Here is a 19,314-nt window from a genome sequence, read left to right as displayed (position 1 = left end):
GCCGATGAGCATATTTTTCGATTCACGGAGGGCAATATCAAAACACTTGCACGCGCCATAATATTCGCCACACAATATATAGATAGTCGAGCCGGCGACGCCTCGGACGAAGATGTCGCGGCACTCGAAGAGATTTCAGCGGAGTTGAAAAAATGTTCCGTCGAGGAAAAAAACTGCCTTATCCAAGCCGCAAAAGAGCTCGGAGTTGAATCTTGGCTGGATGAAATGGGCATTGATTAAGTGCGCAGAAAAGGATATTGGAAGGCTGCTGTCGGCCAGAAGCAGACGGTGCTCAATCGGAAATAACACAATGGAAAAGCACAGCGTTCGAGTCCAAATTGATTTCAAGGCTCATCGAGAGGGCGGCCGTGCAACTGCGACTGACCTTTGTTCAGGCATTTATCGTCCGCATCTTCGTGTCGGGCAGGGCGAATATTTGGGAGTCGCGATGTTCAATGGTCCCCGAGACTTTGTTATGCCTGGCGCTTCTGCGTGCGCTGACGCGGTCTTGATGTATCAGTCCAATGTAGACTATTCACCCCTCATCTGTGGGGTAGTATTTGAAGTATTGGAGGGCGCGCAGGTTGTCGGCACAGGAAAAGTTATTTCTGAGTAGATGGCTACCTTCAAGACTGCAATCGGCCAAAAGCGGACCGAGTCAATTAAAATAAGGAGTTGGTGTGTCAGTCGCAAATGAGTTTTGCAAGGCACTGGATAGGGGGATGGCCGAACTCAGCGATGATGAGTGGTCTGTCACGAAGATCAGAGAGCGCGCGCTTATTGGCCTGGCCCCAAACGACGCATTCGGTAGCATTTCCGGGGTTTTGAATTTAGCAGGCAAGCAGTCAAACGAATATGCTTTCGTATCCTGCTGTTGGTTTGCGATGGATTTGGTAAGACGCAGTGATACGACCGAGCCTCCATCGGGAGTGGCGGAAGTGCTGATTTCGCTGCAACCAGCAGCAGAGAAATTTGGGGCTGCTAACGAGTTAAAAAATATCGCTAACTGGTATCGGCTGACAATTTGAAGCAACATCAATAGGCCACTACCGGCCAAAAAGCGGGCTATCACATTGAAACGTCGCGCCCTACATTGGACCAGATGAACACCGAATCCACCAACGATGTTTGGGCAGTGCAAACGTTGCGCCTAGTCCAAGCCCTGCTCGGAGCAATCTCCCGAAACTTCCGCATGGTAGCCATCGCTCATGACCTAAATTTGTGGAAACTCATGTTTGTTTTAGAGGAAGATCTAGTCGAAGACAGAGAGGAAATTGAAGACATCGCCGTCGAGTTCGAAGCTCTGCAAGAGAAGCCAATCGCATATGAAGTTGCCGTGTCTGTAAGCAAGAACCCGATGGAGTGGCCACCACTATCTGTTCGGGTCGTTTATCGGCGACGAGAAGCTTAGGCACCGATGACTTAATCTGTCGCTCGACTATGTCTGCTTTGGGGCGAATCCAGCCGGCCGACGCTGCAGCTAGATTTTCATACTGACAACCTGCTATGCTGGGCTGAAACGGCCGGGTTCGGCCAGAAGCGGACAGTCGGCAATTGATCAATTAAGCTTTACTCAGAAAGTCAGCATGTCTCACCGTGATCCTTTTGATGTTATTTCATCCACCGTTGATCTGGATGATCCGGTAGAGCACGGTGATGCTCAACGCTTTATGGTTAACGCCCTGGCTCGGGTGATCGAATGTCTACCCGTTACCGCGCAGTCTTCTGTTTTGGCTGCTAAACGATATCTTGAGGGCGCGGCAACGGATAGCGAGGCCTTAGCTGTCCGGGTGAGGCTTTGGGAGACCATCCGAGGACGCGATATGTCGGATGACCCTGAGGTGTTGCGTATCAGAACCACGATTTGTGCGCTGCACGGCATGGACGCTGAAGCACCTTACGACAAGTTGGAGTACTTTCTGTTTTTTTGGGAGCGCAGCGGCTTAAGCATGGTCGAGCTAGCTGGAGCTATGTTCGACACATACGGCGTTGTTTATCACGACGCTTAATCTGCTGCGGTGGCATATGTCGAATGCGTCAGATCTATGTCTGCTTCGGGGCGTAACCGACCAACGACGGCAACCGGCCAGAAGCGGCCGTTCATTTGAAAGCGAGGTAATAGAAATGAAGCTCAGAAATTTTCACCGCTGGATGCTTGGCGTCGTCGGGGTAGCGGCTTTGCTGTGGGTAGCATTTGGCTACTTCTTTAATCGCATGATGGCATTGAAGTATTATCCGCAGCTTTGGACGGGTTTTAGCTTGTACGATTCTCTCATCACCGTATTGGCGAGCTACTTCATACTTACTTCGTTATCTGGTAGATGGGCATTATGGCTTGGCCGATGACGGCCAACAGCGGACATTTAGGAATAGCATGAATTTTAAAGTACGCCCTCGATATGCGAGCGTCCCGGCGCTTGCTTTCGCAGCAGGATGTGTCCCCGTCTCCAAAATCGCGCTGATGTACTGGCAGTACCGGCTGCCGTGGCCCTTCCCTGAATTTATTGAGCCAATTTCCCTCTTTCTGGCACTGGGTGCTGCAGTTCTCACCGTAAGCTATTTTTCCTATTCTTTGGTGAAGAAACTGCTTTGGGTTGTGGCCGTTAGCGTTTGGTCTTGCTTAGCGTACCTTATTGTTTCATTTGTACCTGGCTGTATGTGGGCACCTGCGTGCCTCTAAGGTCCGCATCGGCCAGATCGAAATTGTCCGCTTCGGGGCGGAACCTACCGACGATTGCAACCGGCCAGAAGCAGCCATTTAGAGCAGAGTGACAATGTGTGAGAATTTCTGCTTGGCAATCCGCTATGCTCTGCTGCCGCTATCGGCCAGAAGCGGACGTTTAACGAAGAGCAGCTCCCCCCATAGCGGGCCTTCGCACCAGCATGTGACAATGTGTGAGTTTTTCCGATTGGCAACTTGTTATGCTCTTGGGCGCAAAACGGCTAGAAACAGCCCTTCGCAACATCGGTTTTGATATTTCTAGGATACAGAAAAGGAATGATGGAGACTTTGGATAATACTTTAAGCATTCTCGATGAAGAGGACGGCATGGAGCGTTGGCGCCCCGCCTGTTTATAGGGGCGCGCGATCAAGCTTGCGTCAACGCGAGCCATGCCGCGGCTCCCGCTTCCAGGAGCCACCAGTAACCATAACGAACGCGGTATCGTTCGCACCAGGAAAAGAATGAGTATTAACACCAAACTGAAAAAACTCGAAGACAAGGCCATGGCCAAAGGCGAGTATGCGGTCGCCGCAGCCGCAGCCCATCTGTTGCAAGATATTGGCTGCGTGGACAAGCAGATTAACCTGGTCGGTGCGCTGCACGAAGTTGGCTACCTGCAAAATTCGTTTTCTCCATACTGGAAAGAATTCAGAACTGATGAATCGGCATGGATAGAACGCTGTTTGGCCAGGCTTGTCACGGCTGATCATGATTATTGGGCGCTTGCCTCGCTTCTGGGCTGCAATGGCCCAACGACCATCAGCATCGCCATTGGCCAGGGTTTCAAATCCGCTGCAACAAGGCTTTACGAACGTTTTGACAAACCCAAGGTCCATGTCGATACTTTATATTTGACAGCTAATGGAGAAGTGCTGCATCCCGTATTGGAAGTCGGCTATGACATCAAAGACATGAAAACTGTCGACATGGGAAGAGCACGGGCACTTAGTCTGAAGAATAAACAATGGAAGCCAGGCGATCGTATGGGTGACGGCGGACTGTCACTTTCCATGCAGGCCAAACTTCCGCATGGCGCATGGCGCTCGGTATGGACGGCTTTTAAAACATGGGATGCATGACGACATGATGAATTGCAGGACAGTCAATGCATGACTGGAAATGGCGCAAGACGATGAGGTGTTAATTGATGCCGACGACATCAATCGCGAAGCAATGGGAAACATGTGGAGCTTTTCACCCACGGCCGAGGAAACGGCGGAGATTCATGCGGCCGATACCGGCCAAAAGCAGACCGACGTACTACCCGGAATTTAGTGAGAAAGACTTAATGAGCGAACGCGCCTTTATGGTTCCAGCCGAACGGTATGACCTCTCGGCACTTTTGTCGGAATGGACCTGGCTGGTCCCCGAGCGGGATACTCCTCTTTTCCTGACAGTAATGGCCGACTGGGTATTTGGCTCCCCTGATGGAGCAATCTGGCGACTGTCTGCGCTGGAGGGGGATTACGTGCAAATTGCCAAAAATGCCGAGCAATACAATTGTATGAAAAGGTCGGAGGAATGGCTGAGCGAAGAGTTTTGCGCCGACTGGCAACCTATTGCCGCTGGAAGTAACTTACTGCCAGACGAGGCCGAATGCTTAGGTTGGAGAGTGCATCCTTACTTGGGCGGCGATATGAAGGTCGGGAACTTGCAGGTATTCTCCATGCTGGTCTACCAAAGCTTGATGGGGCAATTACACCGCCAGCTTAGAGCTCGCCCAGCCACAGCCCCTGCGAAGAAGCCTAGCTGGAAATTTTGGTGACTGATTCCGGCCAGGAGCAGACCTACCCCTTCACAAATGTTGAGAATGACAAATGACGTACCGCCCGGCATCTGATCCAAAAATTCATGAGCTTGTATCCGCTCTGTACACGGAAAGATGGGCGAGTTCGGCCAGCATGATTGAACAACTGGTGGCAATTTCCGACGCCTGGAAAATCTGCGAGCTTCTCACTTCCAGTGAAGGATGGAGGGAGCGGGTCGTCGCAGCAAAAATTATTGCCGCATTCGATTTCGTTGATCTCATCACACCCTTGATCAGTACATTCATCGGCCGTGCCGAGTCGAACACCCTTCACTCCTTTGTCAAGCTGATCATTACTACTGCAATGCCGGACACCAAGCACAAACTCCTTGAGGAACTTCGTGCTTGCTGTCCCGATACATCGTATGGCAGACACATGATCAAGGTGATTGACGATGCTTCCGATGCAGTTTAGAACTTTGCAGCTACCAAGCTTTGTCGCAAGATCGAACGACCGCTTCGGGGCGGAAGCGGACGGTGCCATTGGGGTCTTAGATACTCCTGATCCATAGTTCTTGAAAGATGAGGAATCGATGGATCGTGTTGGAGCCCGGGCGTTCTGCCAGGTACCAGGGCTGCAATTTCGTAGTGCCTGATCCTCCAACGAAATCGGGTCTGGCCTGTCTATCTCCCCTGCCCTGCAGCGGCTATGCATGATTACTGCACACGCTTCTCGAACACTTCTTTCATGACTGGCACCGACGAGAACGCATTCGGCCAGCCAGCATAGAACGCCAGGTGCGTGATCGCTTCGGACGCCTGGGGCTGGGTCAAGCCGTTATCCATCGCGCGATTCAGGTGGTAGGCGATTTGGGGGAAATGCCCTGACGCGATGAGCGCGCTGACGGTAGCTAAGCTGCGGTCACGCGGCGCCAATCCTGGGCGCAGCCAAAGGTCCTTAAAAAGAGTATCTGTGGTGAACTGCACTAGCCCCGGTGCGACCTTGCCAGCACTTTGCTCCGCCATTGCCGCGCGCTGCGCTTCCGCAATCTCGTCGATCTTCAGGAAAGTAACTGCCGCACCTGGTAACGACCCCGGAGCCACAGAGCGTCGCTCAAAGATCGGTTGCGCGATGGTGACCGCCGACATGGCTGTGCCCCAACCGGAATAGAAAGCCAGATGCGTAATGATTTCGGAGATTTCCTCTGCGTTCACGCCGTTGTCGAGCGCGAGATTCAGATAGAAGCCAACCTCCGCAGTGTGGTTGCGTGCGATCATGGCCGATAGCGTAACGATGCTGCGATCACGTTTCGACAGGTCCGGCCGTTCCCATAAGTTTCCGAACAAGACATTGTCGCTGTAGCTGTCAAGTGCTGGTGAAATGGCCTGCGTGGCTTGCCGCGCTTCCGACGCTGCGGCGTTCGTTTGTTGATTCAGGTCTGTCATGGAATGCCTTTCAATGAATGATTAATCGCTGGTGCGCGTGGCCAATGTAATGGACGGTCCGAAAGTCAACAGCGGTCCAAGTTCTTTCATCACGTCGGCAACATGGGGATGCGTCGCGTGACTGTTGACCGCCGCCTCATCGACCCAACCGTCCAGGATGAAGAAGGTGTTCGGCGTGTCGAGCCGCTGGTACAGGTCGTAATACAGACACCCCGGCTCTGCACGTGCCGGCTCCACGAATCGCAGAATCAGGTCGCGTACGCGCTCGCGGTCCTTCGAGTCGCAGCGCAGTTCGCAAATGATGTGGCGTTCGTTTGATTTAGCATTGTTCATGGCTCGCCTTTCAGTTCTTGCCAGCGTAGACGCGCGTCATGCCGCCGTCGACGATTAGGTCGATGCCGCGAATGTAGTTGTTCGCATCGGACGCCAGGAACACGACGGCATTACCGATGTCGCGCGTGGTGCCGACCCGTCCCGCCGGGATCTCCGTGGACACACGGGCCACGTAATCGGCCACGTCCTGGTCGCTCATTTTCTGTTCCTTACCGTAACCCTCGGTGGGAACAACGCCGGGGCTGACGGTGTTGACGCGGATGTCGCGGTCGCGCAAGTCTGTGGTCCAGCTGCGAGCGAGCGAGCGTACTGCCGCCTTGGTCGCGGCGTAGACACTGAAGCCTTTCAGGCCCATATCGGCGGTGATGGAGGCGTTCAGGATGACGGATGCACCGTCGCGCAGCACCGACAAGGCAGTTTGCATCGTCAGCACGACGCCTTTGACGTTGATCGACAGCTCGCTGTCGATCTGCTCTTCCGTCAGTTCCACCAGTGGTGTGGCGTGTCCGCCGCCTGCGTTGGCGAACAGAATGTCGAGCTGGCCATGCGCCTGCTTGATGGTGTCGGCCACGCGCTGCATATCCGCCTTGACCGACGCATCGGCCTGGACGCCGACGGCGCCCTTGCCCAGCTTTGCCACGGCGGAGTCGAGCACTTCGCGGCGACGACCGGTGATGTAGACGGTGGCGCCAGCTTCGAGTAGGCATTGGGCCGCGCCAAAGCCGATGCCCGTCGTGCCGCCAGTGACGAGCGCGATGCGCCCGTTGAGGGTATTTGTAACCATGATATTTCCCAGAGTGGAAGAGAGCGGTGCGCGCCCTGCGGTGACTACTGTCAGGCCAGACGCGCGGTAAATGGGACTGCTTAGCGGTTGATGGACTTCATCATCTGCGCGTTGTAGCGCTCGCCTTGTACCGGCACCCTTGCAAGCACGTCTGCCAGCGCCTTGAGGTCTTCCGGGGTGAGAACAACATCGGCGCCGCCGACGTTCTCTTCTAGGCGGTGCAGCTTGGTTGTGCCAGGAATCGGCGCAATCCACGGCTTCTGGGCCAGCAGCCAAGCCAGGGCTACCTGTGCCGGCGTAGCATTCTTGCGTGCGGCGACTTCCCCGATAAGGGTCACGAGATTATGGTTGGCCTCGCGGGCTTCATCGGCAAAGCGCGGCAAGTTGTTGCGCACGTCGCCTGTTGCAAAGGTCGTGCCGGCATCGATCTTGCCGGTCAGGAAGCCTTTCCCGAGCGGGCTGAATGGAATGAAGCCAATACCCAGCTTTTCCAGCAGCGGCAGGATTTCGTGCTCTGGCTCACGAGTGAACATCGAGTATTCGCTCTGCAGGGCCGATACCGGCTGCACGGCATGGGCACGGCTGATGGCATCCACGCCGGCTTCGCACATACCGAAATACTTGACCTTGCCCGCGGCGATCAGGTCGCGTACGGCGCCAGCCACATCTTCCATCGGCACGTTTGGATCGACACGGTGCTGGTAGAACAGGTCGATGCAGTCCGTTTTCAGGCGCTTGAGCGACTCTTCGGCGACCTGCCGGATACGTTCGGGGCGGCTGTCAAGGCCTGCGGCAGGGTTGCCGTCCTTGAAGCCAAACTTCGTGGCGATCATGACCTTGTCGCGGAACGGCGCGACTGCTTCGCCGACCATCTCTTCGTTGGCCTGGCCATACGCTTCGGCGGAATCGAACAAGGTCACGCCGCGCTCGTAAGCAGCACGGATCAAAGCGATGCCATCACTTTTATCGGTGGCCGGGCCGTAACCAAACGTCAAACCCATGCAACCGAGTCCGATCGCCGACACTTCCAAACCACTATTTCCCAATTTACGTTGTTGCATGCCGTACTCCTGAAAGTGCCGGCTAAGGAGGTGTGGAGGTAGCCGGCAGAACCTATGAACGAACTATAAGCTTGCACGATCCCTGCGAGAAGCCATATACTTCGATTGCTGATATGCAAAATTTCGATAAATGGAACGAATTAATCTCAACAATGTGGCAGCGTTTGTCGTCGTTGCGCGGGAGCGCAGCTTTACCCGGGCGGCCGCCCAGCTCGGTCTATCTCAGTCGTCCTTGAGCCATACGATCAGCGCGCTGGAAGCGAAGATGGGGATGCGTTTACTGACCCGGACGACGCGCGGTGTGTCACCCACCGAGGCTGGGGAGCGCCTGTTGGCTAGCGTCGGCCCCTACTGCGAAGCCATCGAGTCCGAGCTGGCTTCACTGAGTGAGGAGCGCGACAAGCCGGCTGGCACGATCAGGATCAGTTCGCACGATCATGCGGTTCGAACGATCCTCTGGCCGAAGCTATCCAAACTGCTCCCCGCTTATCCAGACCTAAAAGTCGAGTTTTCGATACACTACGGGCTGATCGACATCGTTGCCGAACGATTCGATGCAGGTGTGCGAGTAGGCGACCAGGTAGCCAAGGACATGATCGCTATGCGGATCAGCCCGGATTTCAATATGACCGTGGTCGGCTCGCCTTCTTATTTTTTGGCGCGAAAACCGCCGTTGGCCCCACAAGACCTGACGGAACACAGTTGCATCAACTTGCGCCTACCGACACATGGTGGGCTGTTTGCATGGGAGTTCGAGAAAGCAGGTAAGGAGCTGAACGTTCACGTGCAAGGCCAGATCATCCTGAATACGTCGCCGGAAATCGTGACAGCTGCGCTGGAAGGGTATGGCTTGGCCTATATACCGCAGGATGTTGCTGACCGGCACATCGCATCTGGCCACCTGTTGCAGGTGCTGGAAGACTGGCGTCCGACCTATCCCGGCTACCATTTGTACTATCCGAGCCGGCGCAATGCGTCGCAGGCGTTTTTGCTTGTGCTAGACGCGCTGCGTTTGAAGGCCAAATAAGCAGAAGTGGCGAACGACCGCTACCGGGTGGAAGCGGACGGTGCCATTAGGGTAAAACGCCATCGGTCGCTTGGACTCTCCTGATCCATAGGTCTTGAGCGTTGAAAAACCGATGAATCGTGTTTGGAGCCTGGGTGTCCTACCAGACTCCTGGCGCGCGATCTCCTAGCTGCCTGATCCAACGGCGAGATCGGGGCTGAGTCTATCTCCCCTGCCCTGCAGACACTCCTACCGCGCGCTAGCAAAAGCAGGCCTTCCCTAGCCATAACTGCCGGCGAAGGATGGCATAGCTGGCCGAGGCAACAGCAGAGCGCCTGCTTCTGAGCGCTACCTCGGCACAGTTGGCTACGATAGACTAGCCCGTCATTAGCTTCGTGCGCTCGGCCAGATCGGGGACTTTGCACGCTGGCAGTTGAGTTGCGCTCATGGCCAGCGCGACATGGCACCAGACGGTGTCACGCCAAAACAGAAGCTTGCCTTGGCCGCTTAACCTCTACTTTTAGTCCAATCTAAAAATGGGGGGATTACCATCAGAGTCGTGAATGGATGATTAAAACTATTCACTACAAGAGGCCACCCGATCGTATATGCTGGCTTCAACATCATTCCAGGGGCAAAGATTAATATGCATCAGATAACACTCGAACAAGATCCATACTCCTATGCAGTCAGCCGCCTCGCGCATGATTCGGTAATTCCCGATTGGGTCGACGGAAAAGGCTTTGTCACCATCAGCCGCTCGCGCCAGGAGCTATCGATCGTCTGCAGGGCCGACCGCGTACCCGCAGGCATTCAGTCCGAACAGGATTGGGTATGTTGGCGTTTCGTCGGTCCGTTCGCTTTCGGCGCCACGGGCATTGTCTTGTCAGTTATCGAGCCGCTCTCGCGCGGCGGGATCGGCATCTTCGTTGTATCAACCTTCGACGGCGATCATCTATTGCTTCAGAGACGCGATCTCGAACGTGCGTTACCGCTGCTGACCGCAGCAGGACATCGATTCATAACCTATGACGAAAAATAGCGTGTGCACAGAATCGCACGGGATCACAAACTGAGCCCAGCCCTCGCCCGTATCACCGAAGCCGAAGTGCCGGCACCTTGAACGTAGCCACAGCACTCGTCAAACAGTCCAACTTGCGGAAAGCATTTCGAGACGCATGTGCACAGTGCGGGGGGGGCTGATATCCAAAGCGCGCTGATGCCGCGAAACACCTCGATCTCCCATTTTGCTTAACAGGGCTTTCATTCACACGTTGGTGCTTCTTTGCCGCACCAACGCCTCTGCGCGCCGCAACAACGAATGTCGATTTCATCCCAACTAACAACTTCCCACGAAAATTGATCTCCACGGCTTTTTCCCGTAGTGTCGTTGACGATGACAATTTGGACATAACGCTAGTGCATTTTCGGGCATGTCGTCGCCATGTTCTGCGAGTGGGACAATGTGATGAACTTCTAGGTATGGCTCCCCATTCGCCTTTTTAATAAATGGCGCCAATGCCCCACAGCCTTCACATTTACCGCATGCGCGCTCTAAAACTTCGGCGACTACGTCAGGATCTCGATCAAATACTATTGTCATCACATAGCGAACGTCTGGCTTCCGGATCTTCTTTGCAGCTAACCGAGTTCGTCGAGCATCGCGATCATCGCTCATCACTTTTCGAGTTCGCTTTTCAAAATCGTCACGAATGACTGCGGCTTCATCGCAGGGTGCATCCGGCTCACAACGCTGACACAAGCGATTGAACGATACCTGCCCTGGTACATTTTCTTTTACCCAGTTCGTGATCGCCTCATGGTTCAAAGAGCAGAGTTTGGTTATACGGGGGCAAGATCACATCGTTTCGGATCATCTCGTCGCAATCGATATATAGACATTGTTAAAGGAGGTGCTACCTCGTATCGAGATCACCTCCTACCGGATCTTATCTTACTCCGACAACAACATATTCAGCACCTTCTTTCTTGATGTCGACATGTACTTGCTTCCCCACCTTCAGTTTGCCAAACAGAGCCAGATCTTTTACTGTGAAACCCATCGTCATTGGTGGCCAGTTCAGGCTTTGAATCGCTTCATGTGCCAAGATCACCTTGCCCTTGGCCGCATCGACCTCCTTGACGGTGGCGACGGCGCTATGGGTGATTGTAGGACGGTGACTGGCGTCGGTAGTGGCCATCATTTCTGTGCAATCTTTGGTCGCCATGCCCTTCATAGCCTGGCAACCTGGCCGTTCCATTTTTCCGTCTTTCACTGCCATTGGCGCTTGTGCAAACACCGGACCGGCAATACACATGACCAGTAGCAAAGGGAGTTGTAAAGTGTTTTTCATGATGGTTCCTTTGAGTAACTAAAAAATAGATTTCCTCCCACAAGCTCTCTCAAGCTGCGAGCACCTTGCGCCTGCCTAGTAAGCAACATCTGTAGACAACCGCTTGCCCATTGCAGACCGCATCGCCTTACGACGAATCAACAGGTAGACCGCTGGCACGACGAACATCGACAGCAGCGGCGCCGTGATCATGCCGCCCACCATCGGTGCGGCGATGCGCTGCATCACTTCCGATCCTGTTCCCGTCCCAAGCATCACCGGCACCAGCCCGGCAATGATGACGGCCACCGTCATGGCTTTCGGCCGCACGCGCAACACAGCGCCTTCGCGAATGGCGTTCAGCAAGGCCGCCTCGCCGTGCGCGCCCTGCGCCTGTTTCGCCTCCCATGCCTGTTTCAGGTACAGCAGCATGATCACGCCAAATTCTGCCGACACTCCCGCAAGTGCGATGAAGCCCACGCCGCTGGCCACCGAAAGGTGGTAGCCCAGCAGCCACAGCAGCCAGATGCCGCCCGCCAGCGCAAACGGCAAGGTCGCCATGATCAGTGCGGCTTCGTCGACGCGGCCGAAGGTCAGGTACAGCAGCACGAAAATGATCAGCAAGGTGGCGGGCACGACGATTTTCAACTTCGCCGTGGCCCGTTCCAGGTATTCGAACTGCCCCGACCACGACACCGAATAACCGGGCGGCAACTTGACCTGCGCAGCGACCGCGCGCTGCATCTCCCGCACGGCCGAACTCAGGTCGCGCCCATGGATATCCACGTACACCCAGCCAGACAAGCGCGCGTTCTCGCTTTTCAGCATGGGCGGACCATCGGCGATGCGAATGGAGGCCACGTCGCCCAGGCGTATCTGCGCGCCCCGCTCCGTCAGCACGGGCAGCTCGCGCAGTTTCTCGACGGAATCGCGCAGCTCGCGCGGGTAGCGCACGCTGATGGGAAAGCGCTGCAAGCCTTCCACCGTTTCGCCGACGTTCTCACCGCCGATGGCGCTGGCGACGATACTTTGCACATCAGCAATATTCAAGCTATAGCGGGCCGCCGCGTCGCGGTCTATCTTGATGTCGACATAGCGCCCGCCGTTCAGGCGCTCGGCCAGCGCCGAGGACACGCCGGGCACCTGCTTGACGACATGCTCGATGCCGGCCGTGATGCGGTCGATTTCCTGCAAGCTGGCGCCCGCCACCTTGATGCCGACGGGGCTCTTGATGCCCGTGGCCAGCATGTCGATGCGATTGCGGATGGGCGGCACCCAGATATTCGTCAGGCCCGGCACGTGCACGGCGCGGTCCAGCACCTCGACCAGCTTGTCGGGCGTCATGCCGGCCCGCCACTGCGCGCGCGGCTTGAACTGTATCGTCGTTTCGAACATTTCCATCGGTGCCGGGTCCGTGGCCGTCTCGGCACGGCCCGCCTTGCCGAACACCGTCAGCACTTCCGGTACAGTCTTGATCAGGCGATCCGTCTGCTGCAGCAGTTCGGCCACCTTTCCCGCTCCCAAGCCGGGCAAGGCCGATGGCATGTACAAGAGGTCGCCTTCGTCGAGCGGCGGCATGAATTCACCGCCCAGGCGCGACATCGGCCACGCCGTCAGCAGCACAGTCAGGCCCGCCAGCAGCAAGGTAGTTTTCGGACGCCGTAACACCCTGTCCAGCAAAGGGCGGTACAACGCGATCAGCCACCGGTTGAGCGGATTGCTGTGCTCAGCAGGGATGCGGCCGCGGATCAGATAACCCATGAGTACCGGGATCAGGGTGACGGCTAGGCCGGCGGCGGCCGCCATGGCATAGGTCTTGGTGAACGCCAGCGGGGCGAAGAGTCTCCCTTCCTGCGCTTCCAGGCTAAACACAGGAATGAACGACAACACGATAATCAGCAAGGAGAAGAACAAGGCGGGGCCCACCTCGGCGGCAGCGTCGCCGATCACGTTCCAGTGCGTTTCACCCTGCAACTGCTGTCCTGGGTGCGCGTCGTGCCAGGCTTCGATATGCTTGTGTGCGTTTTCAATCATGACAACGGCCGCGTCAACCATGGCGCCGATCGCGATAGCGATGCCGCCCAGTGACATGATGTTGGCATTAACGCCTTGGTAATGCATGACGATGTAGGCGATCAGGATACCCAGCGGCAGCGAGACGATGGCCACCAGCGCCGAGCGCAAGTGAAACAGGAACACGGCGCAGACAAGGGCCACGACGATGAATTCCTCGATCAGCTTTTGCTGCAAATTGCCCACGGCGCGCTGGATCAGGCTGGATCGGTCATACACGGACACAATCTCCACGCCGGGCGGTAAGCCCGCTTTCAGTACGGCCAGCTTGGCTTTCACAGCGGCAATGGTTTCCAGCGCATTCTTGCCCGAGCGCATAATGATCACGCCACCCGCCACTTCGCCCTCGCCGTTCAGTTCCGCAATGCCGCGCCGCATTTCTGGCCCCAGCTGCACCGTGGCCACGTCGCCCAGGCGTACTGACACGCCCGCGTCCGTCGTTGCCAGAGGAATCTTGCGGAAATCATCGAGCGACTGCAGATAGCCCGAGGCACGTACCATGTATTCCGCCTCGCCCAGTTCCAGCACGGCACCACCCGTTTCCTGGTTGGCGCGCTGCACGGCGGCAATCACCTTCCCGTGTGGAATGCCGTAGGCGCGCAGCTTGTCTGGATCCAGCACGATCTGGTACTGGCGCACCATGCCGCCAATGCTGGCCACTTCCGACACGTTCGGCAGCGCCTTGAGCTCGAACTTGAGGAACCAGTCCTGCAGAGCGCGCAGTTGCGACAGGTCCTGCTTGGCGCTGCGGTCGACCAGCGCATACTCGTAGATCCAGCCCACGCCCGTGGCATCCGGTCCCAGCGCCGTCTTCGCCTGCGCCGGCAGACGCGACTGCACTTGACTCAGATATTCCAGGACGCGCGACCTTGCCCAGTACGGGTCCGTGCCATCCTCGAACAGGATGTAGACGAAGGAATCGCCGAAAAAGGAATAGCCGCGCACGCTTTTTGCGCCCGGTACCGATAGCATCGTGGTCGTCAACGGATACGTGACCTGGTTTTCGACGATCTGTGGCGCCTGTCCCGGATAGCTGGTGCGCACAATGACTTGCGTGTCGGACAGGTCGGGGATCGCGTCGAGCGGCGTGTGCGCCAACGACCAGGCGCCCCAGGCCGCCAGGAAAATAGTCGCCAGCAGGACGAGGAAGCGGTTGCCTATGGACCAGCGTATCAGCTTGGCAATCATGGCTTGCCTCCCGGCATCGCCATGCTGCCCATGGATGCGGCGGCGGGCCGGATGGCTGTGATGACGAAGCCGCCCTGCGCGCCCTTGCTGAAAGCAAAGTCCACCTTGTCTCCCACGCGGAGCTGCGCCGGCAAACCACCCGACGGCAGCTTGAACGCCATCGTCATTGGTCCCCATTGCAGCGACGCGACAGGGCCGTGGGAAATGGTGATGTCTTGCGGGCCGACCTGCTCCACCGTGCCCGCCGCGTGATGTTGCGCCACGGCGGGCGTCGCGTCGGCCGCAGGCATGCCGCCCATGCGCGTGATGGTGCCCTTCAGGCTGGCTTCGGAATCGACGAGGAACTGGCCCGATACCACCACTTTCTGCCCGGCAGCCAACCCTGTACGGATTTCCGTCATGCCATTGCCCTCGGCACCGGTTTGCACCTCGATCGGAGTAAAGCGGCCGCCCTCCCCGGCCAGCATGACGACCTTGCGCGTACCCGTCTGAATTACAGCTTCCGAGGGCAGCAGCAGAACGTCGGTAGCCGCCCCAGGCGCGAAATTGAGCGTTGTAAACATGCCGGGCAGCAACTGGCTGCCAGGATTGGCCAACTCGATGCGGGCCGTCACGGTGCGGGTAGCTGCGTTCACTTCAGGCAAGATCACGCTGACCTTGCCATGGAAAACCTTGCCGGGCAGCGCCTGCGCGCGTGCTTCGACCGGCGTGCCTGGACGCACCGTGGCCGCAGCGCTCTCGGGCAGTTCGGCGTTAACCCACACGTTGGCCAGGCCGTTGATGCGGAACAACGGTGCGCCGGCGGTGACCGTCATGCCTTCGCGGGCCGCCAGCTCGGCAATGACGCCGCCGATGGGTGCCATCACCGTCAGCCGCGCGTGTACGGTGCCGCTCGTTTCCACCAGGCGGATCTGCGCCTCGTCCATGCCTGCCAGGCGCATGCGCTGGCGGGCTGCATCAGCCAGGCCAGCCGCACCATCGCCCCGCATGCGGCGGGCGGCGAGGAATTCTTCTTGCGCGGCGATCCAGTCCGGTACATACAGTTCAGCCAAAGCCTGGCCTTTGCGCACGGGGTCGAACGGCGCGCGCACGGCCAGGCGCTCAAGGAAGCCGCCGCTGCGCGCCTGCACGACGGCCACGTCACGCTCGTTGTAGGCCACGTTGCCGACGGCCGCCAGCGGTACGGACAGTGCGCCCGAAGTGACGAGCACCGTACGCACGCCCAAATTTTGCTGCACGCGGGGATCGATGCGGATGCTGCGGCTGTCATCGTTGGCGGCATCGCTGTCTGCATAGACAGGAACCAGCTGCATGTCCATGAACGGTGATTTGCCTGGCTTGTCGAACTTCTGGCCCGGCACCATGGGGTCGTGCCAGTACAGCGGCGTCCTGCTGCTGGCAACTGCCGGTGCAGCGTGGGTGCCGTTGGCAGCGCCGAACTGATAGGCGGAGTAGCCGACGGCGGCAAAGCTGGCTGCCAGCACGGTGACGATGGCGAGTGTTTTTTTATTGCTCATTGCGGGTGCTCCAGGTCTTGCTGGGTGTCAGGAAAGAGGAAACGCAGTTGCGCCCAGCGCTGGGCAGTGTCCATCTGCAGTCGTACCAATTCAATACGTGCATCCATCGTGCCGCGCCGGGCGGCCAGCACGTCGGCCAGCGTGCCCTTTCCACCCCGGTAGGCTGCCAGGGCAGCTTCGCTGCGCTGTTCCAGCACGGGCAGCAGTTGCCGCGTGTAGCGCTCGGTACGTTCACGCCCATTCTTCCAGGCGATGAGTAAGGCATGGGTGGTGGCGGCATCGTCGCGCATGGCTTCTTCGCGCTCATCCTTCGCCTGCTCGGCCAAGGCCAGTTTCGCCGCCAGGTCGCGGTCCTGGCGTTGCGGACGGTCCCACTGCAGGGGGAGCGACAGGCCCACGGAAAGCATGTTGCCGTAGGCGCTGCCGCGTTGCTGGAAGGCTACCTCGACGCTCCAGTCCGCATGGCGGTTCGCCTGCGCCAGGTGCACATCAGCTTGCGCTGCCTCTTCCTGCCGCGCCAGCACGGCGATCTGCGGGCGGCGCGCGCTTTGGGCGTCGAGTATGGCCGGATCGAGGCCGATGTTGTCCAGGTCCGGCAAGTCGGATTCTGCCAATTCGCTTTCGTATCCCGTCCAGCGGGCCAGCACATTGGCGGCCACGTCGAGGTCACGCCGGGACTGACTGCCGCGGTCTTCCAGCACAAACAGGGCGGCGCGCGCGGCCAACAGATCGGCCTGGCTGCCGCGCCCGCCGCGATAAGCGGCCTCGGCAGCGTCGATTTCCTGGCGCGACAGCTCCAGCTGCTTGGCCAGCACGGTGGCCACCTTCCGGTTGTAATACACGTTCAGCCAGGCGATTGCTGTCTCGCGCTCGATGGCGGCCAGGGCCACCTGCTTCTGTGCCTGTGCCTTGCCCGCTTCGCGTTCCTGGCGGACAGCGCGCCAGTGCAATTTATCGGTGCTGGTCAGTTCCTGCGCGATGCCGATGCGCCGCATGGTCATGGCATCGCTATTCAAATTAAAACGGTCGTGGCCGCTCAGCGGAAGGTTGTCGATGCCAGCCTTGAGGACGGGATCGGGCCGCTGCCCAACCGCGATGGCCATTTGCTGCGCGGCGGTCACCGCTTGGTCTTGCGCAGGCAGCTGCCGCGAGCGGGCGACGGCCTGCCGCAGCGCCTCGTTGAAAGTCAGTGGATGCGGCGCGGCCGCTGCCAGCAAGGGCAATGCCAGGGCGAATGCAAGCGCCGTCTTTCGCCAAGGGCGAAGACGCGCTGCGCGTGCGTGCGTCTGCACGCAGTACGAGAGTGACATGGGATCTCCAGAATGCAATGGACAATAGCGTCACACCAAAGATGGCGAGACGGCAACGTTCTAGGCAATCTGCAGTGTCAAATGCGGAAACAGCAATGGCGGATGGCAATGGGCGGTGCGGTGGAGCGCGCCAAGGCCACATCCAAGGGCGGACGGACTTCCGGCAGGATGGGTACGTCAAGAACCACCCACAACAGCGGCACGACAATGGCGACGAAAGACGGCAGGTCGGCGCCAGGTATCTTGTCCAGGGATTGTCTGGCGGCGTCGCCATGCGAGTAGACATGGCACAGGGTCGATTGGTCCGTATCCATGCCGGTGCAACCGGGCATGTCCGGCATGGCCATCATCATTGCATGCATGGATGCAGTCTGATTACTCCCCGCCTGCGGCGCGCCCGGACACAGGTACGCTGCTGCAGCATGCTGCATGAACAGCATGCTGAGTATCGCGACGAACATCGTCAATAAGCGCGTGGAGCGAGTAGTCTTCATCAACGTTTTAAAGGAATGCAGCCAACCTGGTTGAGATACGAGTCGAAAATTATGAGTCCTTTTCCATATTCACACTGTAATCGTTCCAATGGCGGGAAGGTCAAGCTTTTTCTGTCTACCGCTACATGTCTTGGGCATACCAGTACATTCAAGTGTAGCCGGCGAGCCGGGAAGATGTTGGCACCGCATAGCCAGTAGCTGCTGGACGGTAACTTTCGGCGCATTTCTTTGAGCCGGATCCAACACAAATGCCGCTGTTGGTCCATTTTTGCCGGAAAGGAGACGTTCACGTTTTGGGGCGGTCACCCACCAGAGCAACTACGAAAGGGTACGTTGCTGCGCAGTTTGTCGAACGGATAGCGTGCGATCTCGTAGCTGGCTGATCCAATGACGAGATCGGGTCTGACCTGTCGATCTCCCCTGCCCTGCAGCGACTCATGCCGCGCGCTAGCAAAAGCTGGCCGTCCCTAGCCATAACTGCCGGCGAAGGATGGCTTATCTGATCGAGGCAGCAGCAGAACGCCTGCTTTTGCGCGCTTCAGCGGCACAGTTGGCTACGATAAACTAGCCCATCATCAGTTTCGTGCGCTGGGCCACGCGCTGGTGGTGGACGGGCCATCAGGAGCCGCCCAACCCGCCCAATTGCGAAAAGCAGTATTTGGAGCGTCTGAAGAGCGTCTAGCGAACTCGTGGCGATTCACTATGAAGATTCTAAGACTGGTTTGAGAATTACGCAAAGTGACAATTGAATAGATTCAGCAAGATCGATTTCCCTATAATTCCTGCGCGATAAGGCACGCAAAGATGCCTCTAGAGTGAGGAAGTATATGGCCCTACAAGCTTGCCATGAATGTGGCGCGCAGGTCAGTAGCGAGGCAAAGACCTGCCCTAAATGCGGAGTTACCCCTAAGAATAAAGCAAACATGCTTTCGCAGGTGCTCGGGGCTGTGTTTGCCATTGGCATCGTCTGGTATTACTTCGGTGGCGGACTTGAAAAACAGGCTGCCAAGAACATGAGCAGTATCGAGGCCCAAGTCGCCACCGATGCTGTAAAGCAGTACAACATTGCCAAGGCGTCAGGAGCGCAGATGGATGTGTGCGTACAAGCAAGCATGGTTTCGGCAGCGTATCTGCAGGCTAAAGATGACAGCAACTATGCCAAGTGGAAGCAACTTGAGGCTGCTGATTGTTCAGTTGCTGGAATTTCACAATGAGCACGCTACCTTAATCGTTTGCATACTGACCAGCCTTGACGGTGGCCTGACTCGCGGAGCTGCCGAATCCAACGACGAGATCGGG

The 19,314-nt window shown here is 57.5% G+C and carries 21 protein-coding genes; 11 read left to right on the top strand and 10 right to left on the bottom strand.

Going from position 1 to position 19,314, the window contains the following annotated elements; all coding sequences use genetic code 11:
• The first annotated feature begins 722 nt into the window (after positions 1–722).
• The 8 genes from AC1RDJ_RS14915 to AC1RDJ_RS14880 all read left to right on the top strand — a co-directional run bounded on the left by AC1RDJ_RS14915 (position 723) and on the right by AC1RDJ_RS14880 (position 4,945).
• The gene (locus tag AC1RDJ_RS14915) at positions 723–1,028 is read left to right on the top strand and encodes a hypothetical protein (RefSeq protein ID WP_493027879.1); all 306 of its coding nucleotides are present in this window, start codon (positions 723–725) and stop codon (positions 1,026–1,028) included.
• Between the two features lie 74 nt (positions 1,029–1,102).
• A complete protein-coding gene (locus AC1RDJ_RS14910) occupies positions 1,103–1,411 on the top strand; it encodes a MafI2 family immunity protein (protein ID WP_493027878.1) in 309 nt (102 codons plus the stop codon).
• A 175-nt stretch (positions 1,412–1,586) separates the two neighbouring features.
• A complete protein-coding gene (locus AC1RDJ_RS14905) occupies positions 1,587–2,009 on the top strand; it encodes a hypothetical protein (RefSeq protein ID WP_070259160.1) in 423 nt (140 codons plus the stop codon).
• A gap of 115 nt (positions 2,010–2,124) precedes the next feature.
• Positions 2,125–2,346 carry a hypothetical protein gene (locus AC1RDJ_RS14900; protein ID WP_493027877.1) on the top strand — a complete coding sequence of 74 codons (222 nt, stop codon included), beginning with the start codon at positions 2,125–2,127 and terminating at the stop codon, positions 2,344–2,346.
• 838 nt (positions 2,347–3,184) lie between these two features.
• Positions 3,185–3,802 carry a hypothetical protein gene (locus AC1RDJ_RS14895; protein ID WP_086144832.1) on the top strand — a complete coding sequence of 206 codons (618 nt, stop codon included), beginning with the start codon at positions 3,185–3,187 and terminating at the stop codon, positions 3,800–3,802.
• A gap of 40 nt (positions 3,803–3,842) precedes the next feature.
• Positions 3,843–3,998 (top strand): hypothetical protein, encoded by a 156-nt coding sequence (locus AC1RDJ_RS14890; protein ID WP_493027876.1) that lies wholly within the window; start codon positions 3,843–3,845, stop codon positions 3,996–3,998.
• Between the two features lie 13 nt (positions 3,999–4,011).
• On the top strand, positions 4,012–4,488 hold the full coding sequence (locus AC1RDJ_RS14885; RefSeq protein WP_493027875.1) for a hypothetical protein: 477 nt from the start codon (positions 4,012–4,014) through the stop codon (positions 4,486–4,488).
• 52 nt (positions 4,489–4,540) lie between these two features.
• Positions 4,541–4,945, top strand: coding sequence for a hypothetical protein (locus tag AC1RDJ_RS14880; protein ID WP_493027874.1), 405 nt, complete (start codon positions 4,541–4,543; stop codon positions 4,943–4,945).
• Between the two features lie 242 nt (positions 4,946–5,187).
• Here the strand turns inward: AC1RDJ_RS14880 and AC1RDJ_RS14875 are convergent, their stop codons facing one another.
• The 4 genes from AC1RDJ_RS14875 to AC1RDJ_RS14860 form a co-directional block, all read right to left on the bottom strand.
• A complete protein-coding gene (locus AC1RDJ_RS14875; protein ID WP_493027872.1) occupies positions 5,188–5,916 on the bottom strand; it encodes a carboxymuconolactone decarboxylase family protein in 729 nt (242 codons plus the stop codon).
• Between the two features lie 21 nt (positions 5,917–5,937).
• Positions 5,938–6,249: a putative quinol monooxygenase gene (locus tag AC1RDJ_RS14870; RefSeq protein ID WP_493027871.1), complete on the bottom strand. Its 312-nt coding sequence runs from the start codon at positions 6,247–6,249 to the stop codon at positions 5,938–5,940.
• Positions 6,250–6,259: 10 nt separating this feature from the next.
• Complete coding sequence (locus AC1RDJ_RS14865) at positions 6,260–7,033, bottom strand: SDR family oxidoreductase (protein WP_092797981.1); 774 nt, start codon at positions 7,031–7,033, stop codon at positions 6,260–6,262.
• Between the two features lie 80 nt (positions 7,034–7,113).
• Positions 7,114–8,094 carry an aldo/keto reductase gene (locus tag AC1RDJ_RS14860; RefSeq protein ID WP_493027870.1) on the bottom strand — a complete coding sequence of 327 codons (981 nt, stop codon included), beginning with the start codon at positions 8,092–8,094 and terminating at the stop codon, positions 7,114–7,116.
• A 130-nt stretch (positions 8,095–8,224) separates the two neighbouring features.
• Here AC1RDJ_RS14860 and AC1RDJ_RS14855 point away from each other — a divergent pair, with 130 nt between their 5' ends.
• A complete protein-coding gene (locus tag AC1RDJ_RS14855; protein ID WP_092797983.1) occupies positions 8,225–9,121 on the top strand; it encodes a LysR family transcriptional regulator in 897 nt (298 codons plus the stop codon).
• Between the two features lie 625 nt (positions 9,122–9,746).
• A complete protein-coding gene (locus AC1RDJ_RS14850) occupies positions 9,747–10,142 on the top strand; it encodes an ACT domain-containing protein (protein ID WP_092797984.1) in 396 nt (131 codons plus the stop codon).
• 297 nt (positions 10,143–10,439) lie between these two features.
• Here the strand turns inward: AC1RDJ_RS14850 and AC1RDJ_RS14845 are convergent, their stop codons facing one another.
• The 6 genes from AC1RDJ_RS14845 to AC1RDJ_RS14820 all read right to left on the bottom strand — a co-directional run bounded on the left by AC1RDJ_RS14845 (position 10,440) and on the right by AC1RDJ_RS14820 (position 17,988).
• Positions 10,440–10,703 (bottom strand): HNH endonuclease, encoded by a 264-nt coding sequence (locus tag AC1RDJ_RS14845; protein WP_493027934.1) that lies wholly within the window; start codon positions 10,701–10,703, stop codon positions 10,440–10,442.
• Positions 10,704–11,049: 346 nt separating this feature from the next.
• Positions 11,050–11,454, bottom strand: coding sequence for a copper-binding protein (locus AC1RDJ_RS14840; RefSeq protein ID WP_493027869.1), 405 nt, complete (start codon positions 11,452–11,454; stop codon positions 11,050–11,052).
• Positions 11,455–11,529: 75 nt separating this feature from the next.
• Entirely contained in the window at positions 11,530–14,694 is a 3,165-nt protein-coding gene (locus AC1RDJ_RS14835) for an efflux RND transporter permease subunit (RefSeq protein WP_493027868.1), read from the bottom strand.
• The gene (locus AC1RDJ_RS14830) at positions 14,691–16,211 is read right to left on the bottom strand and encodes an efflux RND transporter periplasmic adaptor subunit (RefSeq protein WP_493027867.1); all 1,521 of its coding nucleotides are present in this window, start codon (positions 16,209–16,211) and stop codon (positions 14,691–14,693) included. The genes AC1RDJ_RS14835 and AC1RDJ_RS14830 overlap by 4 nt, the downstream gene beginning before the upstream one ends.
• Complete coding sequence (locus AC1RDJ_RS14825; RefSeq protein ID WP_493027866.1) at positions 16,208–17,428, bottom strand: TolC family protein; 1,221 nt, start codon at positions 17,426–17,428, stop codon at positions 16,208–16,210. The genes AC1RDJ_RS14830 and AC1RDJ_RS14825 overlap by 4 nt, the downstream gene beginning before the upstream one ends.
• A gap of 170 nt (positions 17,429–17,598) precedes the next feature.
• Positions 17,599–17,988, bottom strand: a complete 390-nt coding sequence (locus AC1RDJ_RS14820; protein ID WP_493027865.1) for a hypothetical protein — start codon at positions 17,986–17,988, stop codon at positions 17,599–17,601.
• A gap of 854 nt (positions 17,989–18,842) precedes the next feature.
• On the opposite strand from AC1RDJ_RS14820, the gene AC1RDJ_RS14815 reads away from it, so the two are divergent.
• The gene (locus AC1RDJ_RS14815; protein WP_493027864.1) at positions 18,843–19,229 is read left to right on the top strand and encodes a zinc-ribbon domain-containing protein; all 387 of its coding nucleotides are present in this window, start codon (positions 18,843–18,845) and stop codon (positions 19,227–19,229) included.
• The last annotated feature ends 85 nt before the right edge of the window (positions 19,230–19,314 follow it).

The organism is Janthinobacterium sp. GW822-FHT07H10 (assembly GCF_058798675.1).
The sequence above is the reverse complement of the archived record's forward strand: the minus strand, read 5'-3'. Positions and strand labels throughout refer to the sequence as shown.